At 51.1% G+C, this 5,408-nt stretch carries 2 tRNA genes and 2 rRNA genes; all 4 read right to left on the reverse strand.

Going from position 1 to position 5,408, the window contains the following annotated elements:
* Positions 1-104: 104 nt before the first annotated feature.
* The 4 genes from BM070_RS23705 to BM070_RS23720 all read right to left on the reverse strand — a co-directional run bounded on the left by BM070_RS23705 (position 105) and on the right by BM070_RS23720 (position 5,142).
* A 23S ribosomal RNA gene (locus BM070_RS23705) occupies positions 105-2,982 on the reverse strand.
* Positions 2,983-3,334: 352 nt separating this feature from the next.
* Positions 3,335-3,410 (reverse strand) — tRNA-Ala (locus tag BM070_RS23710).
* Between the two features lie 31 nt (positions 3,411-3,441).
* Positions 3,442-3,518: transfer RNA gene (locus BM070_RS23715), tRNA-Ile, on the reverse strand.
* A gap of 95 nt (positions 3,519-3,613) precedes the next feature.
* Positions 3,614-5,142 (reverse strand): 16S ribosomal RNA (locus BM070_RS23720).
* Together the 16S and 23S rRNA genes with 2 tRNA genes alongside form the textbook arrangement of a ribosomal RNA operon.
* Between the last annotated feature and the right edge of the window lie 266 nt (positions 5,143-5,408).

A 5,408-nucleotide genomic window follows, 5' to 3' on the forward strand; every position in this document is an offset into this window, starting at 1 on the left:
CGGATATCTGGGCGGCGAATTCATAGAGTTAAATCAGCTTTGGTTATTTGACTGCGTCACTTGGCATAACAACCTGACAGCAAAGAGTTGCTGATCAAAGTTATAGGGTCAAGCCGCACGAGCAATTAGTACTGGTTAGCTTAACGCATTACTGCGCTTCCACACCCAGCCTATCAACGTCCTGGTCTTGAACGACTCTTCAGGGGGCTCAAGGCCCCGGCAGATCTCATCTTGAAACGAGTTTCCCGCTTAGATGCTTTCAGCGGTTATCTCTTCCACACTTAGCTACTCGGCAATGCCACTGGCGTGACAACCGATACACCAGAGGTGTGTCCACTCCGGTCCTCTCGTACTAGGAGCAGGCTTCCTCAAATCTGCAGCGCCCACGGAAGATAGGGACCAAACTGTCTCACGACGTTTTAAACCCAGCTCACGTACCTCTTTAAATGGCGAACAGCCATACCCTTGGGACCGGCTACAGCCCCAGGATGAGATGAGCCGACATCGAGGTGCCAAACACCGCCGTCGATATGAACTCTTGGGCGGTATCAGCCTGTTATCCCCAGAGTACCTTTTATCCGTTGAGCGATGGCCCTTCCATACAGAACCACCGGATCACTATGTCCTGCTTTCGCATCTGCTCGACTTGTCAGTCTCGCAGTTAAGCACGCTTATGCCATTGCACTATCGTCACGATGTCCGACCGTAACTAGCGTACCTTCGAACTCCTCCGTTACGCTTTGGGAGGAGACCGCCCCAGTCAAACTGCCTACCATGCACTGTCCCCGATCCCGATAAGGGACCTAGGTTAGAACCTCAAACACACCAGGGTGGTATTTCAACGTTGGCTCCATGAGAACTAGCGTCCTCACTTCAAAGCCTCCCACCTATCCTACACAGATCTGTTCAAAGTCCAATACAAAGCTACAGTAAAGGTTCATGGGGTCTTTCCGTCTTTCCGCGGGGAGATTGCATCATCACAAACATTTCAACTTCGCTGAGTCTCAGGAGGAGACAGTGTGGCCATCGTTACGCCATTCGTGCAGGTCGGAACTTACCCGACAAGGAATTTCGCTACCTTAGGACCGTTATAGTTACGGCCGCCGTTTACTGGGACTTCAATCAAGAGCTTGCACCCCATCATTTAATCTTCCAGCACCGGGCAGGCGTCACACCCTATACGTCCACTTTCGTGTTTGCAGAGTGCTGTGTTTTTATTAAACAGTCGCAGCCACCGATTTTTTGCAACCCCTTTGGGCTCGCCTTGTACAGGTTCACCTACTTGGGGCATACCTTCTCCCGAAGTTACGGTATCAATTTGCCGAGTTCCTTCTCCTGAGTTCTCTCAAGCGCCTTAGAATACTCATCTCGCGCACCAGTGTCGGTTTGCGGTACGGTCGTCAATAGCTGAAGCTTAGTGGCTTTTCCTGGAAGCAGGGTATCACTCACTTCGTCTGCAAGCAGACTCGTTATCACCCCTCATCTAAGCCTGGCGGATTTGCCTACCAGGCACGACTACAGGCTTGAACCAACATATCCAACAGTTGGCTGAGCTAACCTTCTCCGTCCCCACATCGCACTATTGATCGGTACAGGAATATTGACCTGTTTCCCATCAGCTACGCATCTCTGCCTCGCCTTAGGGGCCGACTCACTCTACGCCGATGAACGTTGCGTAGAAAACCTTGCGCTTACGGCGAGGGGGCTTTTCACCCCCTTTAACGCTACTCATGTCAGCATTCGCACTTCTGATACCTCCAGCATCCGTTACCAGACACCTTCACAGGCTTACAGAACGCTCTCCTACCACGTGCAATAAATTGCACATCCGCAGCTTCGGTAACTGGCTTAGCCCCGTTACATCTTCCGCGCAGGACGACTCGATCAGTGAGCTATTACGCTTTCTTTAAATGATGGCTGCTTCTAAGCCAACATCCTGACTGTTTTAGCCTTCCCACTTCGTTTCCCACTTAGCCAATTTTAGGGACCTTAGCTGGCGGTCTGGGTTGTTTCCCTCTTGAGTCCGGACGTTAGCACCCGGTGCTCTGTCTCCCAAGCTGTACTCTTCGGTATTCGGAGTTTGCCTTGGTTTGGTAAGTCGCCATGACCCCCTAGCCAAAACAGTGCTCTACCCCCGAAGGTAATACTTGAGGCACTACCTAAATAGTTTTCGGAGAGAACCAGCTATTTCCAAGTTTGTTTAGCCTTTCACCCCTATCCACAGCTCATCCGCTAGTTTTGCAACACTAGTCGGTTCGGACCTCCAGTACCTGTTACGGCACCTTCATCCTGGCCATGGATAGATCACTTGGTTTCGGGTCTACACCCAGCGACTGGACGCCCTATTCGGACTCGATTTCTCTACGGCTTCCCTATTCGGTTAACCTTGCCACTGAATGTAAGTCGCTGACCCATTATACAAAAGGTACGCAGTCACCCTTGCGGGCTCCTACTTTTTGTAAGCATGCGGTTTCAGGATCTATTTCACTCCCCTCCCGGGGTTCTTTTCGCCTTTCCCTCACGGTACTGGTTCACTATCGGTCGATGATGAGTATTTAGCCTTGGAGGATGGTCCCCCCATATTCAGACAGGGTTTCTCGTGCCCCGCCCTACTTTTCTCTAACTTAGTACCACACGTCTGTTTTCGCATACAGGGCTATCACCTGCTGTGGCCGGGCTTTCCATCCCGTTTTGCTAACAGTCGTGCTATCACTAGAAGGCTCCTCCGATTTCGCTCGCCACTACTTTCGGAATCTCGGTTGATGTCTTTTCCTCGAGCTACTGAGATGTTTCAGTTCACCCGGTTCGCCTCGCATGACTATGTATTCATCATGCGATACCTCTTGCGAGGTGGGTTTCCCCATTCAGAAATCTCCGGATCAATGCTTATTTGCCAGCTCCCCGAAGCTTATCGCAGGCTTTCACGTCTTTCGTCGCCTATCATCGCCAAGGCATCCACCACATGCTCTTAGTCACTTGACCCTATAACTTTGACGTCTCTTTCAAGACATCTCCATTGTTGTCTGGACTTGCGAGGTCTTTCACCTCGCGCGTTATGCCGTAATGTGAATAATTCCTCGATATCACTATCAAGAAACATTCGTCATTACTGAATTTCAACTAGCTTTCGCTTATTGAACATTCGTTTTGACGCAATCAAAAAATTGTCATCAGAGGCACGGTCTGCACTAAACCTTTACGAATGTGCAGTTTCCTCTGACAACGCTGATTCGACTCTATGAATTTTTAAAGAACAGCCGATTGATCCGAGTAATCTCGGTCAACAACAAAGTGGCCTCTTGCGAAGCCGCTTTGGTGTTGATTGATAAGTGGTTGGTGGAGGATGACGGGATCGAACCGACGACCCCCTGCTTGCAAAGCAGGTGCTCTCCCAGCTGAGCTAATCCCCCAGTGATCCTCGCATCTGATGTTCGGAAGATATGGTGGGTCTAGTTGGGCTCGAACCAACGACCCCTGCGTTATCAACACAGTGCTCTAACCAGCTGAGCTACAGACCCATCGCACTCACCCGTAAGTCACCCTACAAGCAAGCAGCTTTCTTCTTCCAACAACCGATAAGTGTGGGCGTTCAATATTGAATGCAGTTTTCCAGAAAGGAGGTGATCCAGCCGCACCTTCCGATACGGCTACCTTGTTACGACTTCACCCCAGTCACGAACCCTGCCGTGGTAAGCGCCCTCCTTACGGTTAGGCTACCTACTTCTGGCAGAACCCGCTCCCATGGTGTGACGGGCGGTGTGTACAAGACCCGGGAACGTATTCACCGCGACATTCTGATCCGCGATTACTAGCGATTCCGACTTCACGCAGTCGAGTTGCAGACTGCGATCCGGACTACGACTGGCTTTATGGGATTGGCTCCCCCTCGCGGGTTGGCAACCCTCTGTACCAGCCATTGTATGACGTGTGTAGCCCCACCTATAAGGGCCATGAGGACTTGACGTCATCCCCACCTTCCTCCGGTTTGTCACCGGCAGTCCCATTAGAGTGCCCTTTCGTAGCAACTAATGGCAAGGGTTGCGCTCGTTGCGGGACTTAACCCAACATCTCACGACACGAGCTGACGACAGCCATGCAGCACCTGTGTTACGGTTCTCTTTCGAGCACTCCTCTATCTCTAAAGGATTCCGTACATGTCAAAGGTGGGTAAGGTTTTTCGCGTTGCATCGAATTAAACCACATCATCCACCGCTTGTGCGGGTCCCCGTCAATTCCTTTGAGTTTCAACCTTGCGGCCGTACTCCCCAGGCGGTCAACTTCACGCGTTAGCTTCGTTACTGAGTCAGTGAAGACCCAACAACCAGTTGACATCGTTTAGGGCGTGGACTACCAGGGTATCTAATCCTGTTTGCTCCCCACGCTTTCGTGCATGAGCGTCAGTGCAGGCCCAGGGGATTGCCTTCGCCATCGGTGTTCCTCCGCATATCTACGCATTTCACTGCTACACGCGGAATTCCATCCCCCTCTGCCGCACTCCAGCGATGCAGTCACAAATGCAGTTCCCAGGTTGAGCCCGGGGATTTCACATCTGTCTTACATCACCGCCTGCGCACGCTTTACGCCCAGTAATTCCGATTAACGCTCGCACCCTACGTATTACCGCGGCTGCTGGCACGTAGTTAGCCGGTGCTTATTCTTACGGTACCGTCATGACCTCTCTTTATTAGAAAGAGGCTTTTCGTTCCGTACAAAAGCAGTTTACAACCCGAAGGCCTTCATCCTGCACGCGGCATGGCTGGATCAGGCTTTCGCCCATTGTCCAAAATTCCCCACTGCTGCCTCCCGTAGGAGTCTGGGCCGTGTCTCAGTCCCAGTGTGGCTGGTCGTCCTCTCAGACCAGCTACAGATCGTCGGCTTGGTAAGCTTTTATCCCACCAACTACCTAATCTGCCATCGGCCGCTCCGTCCGCGCAAGGCCTTGCGGTCCCCTGCTTTCATCCGTAGATCGTATGCGGTATTAGCAAAGCTTTCGCTCCGTTATCCCCCACGATCGGGCACGTTCCGATGTATTACTCACCCGTTCGCCACTCGTCAGCATCCGAAGACCTGTTACCGTTCGACTTGCATGTGTAAGGCATGCCGCCAGCGTTCAATCTGAGCCAGGATCAAACTCTACAGTTCGATCTTGATTTTTTCGCTCTTTCGAGCAACTCATAAAAAAGAATTGAAGTGAACTTCACTTCTATCTCATGAGCGTTTGTAGTGCTAAGCACTAGTTCCAAAGAACTTGGCACTCGCCATCAAACGCCCACGCTTATCGGCTGTATATTTTTAAGGAACCGAAAGATCAGAATCTCTTCTTTTCTTTCAAGCTTTGCTGCGATCAGCAGAGCCTTGAATTCTAACAGGTTTTTTAAAGTCCTGTCAAACTTGAAGGTTATTCGCTT

Source organism: Paracidovorax wautersii (assembly GCF_900113035.1).
Taxonomy (GTDB): domain Bacteria; phylum Pseudomonadota; class Gammaproteobacteria; order Burkholderiales; family Burkholderiaceae_C; genus Paracidovorax; species Paracidovorax wautersii.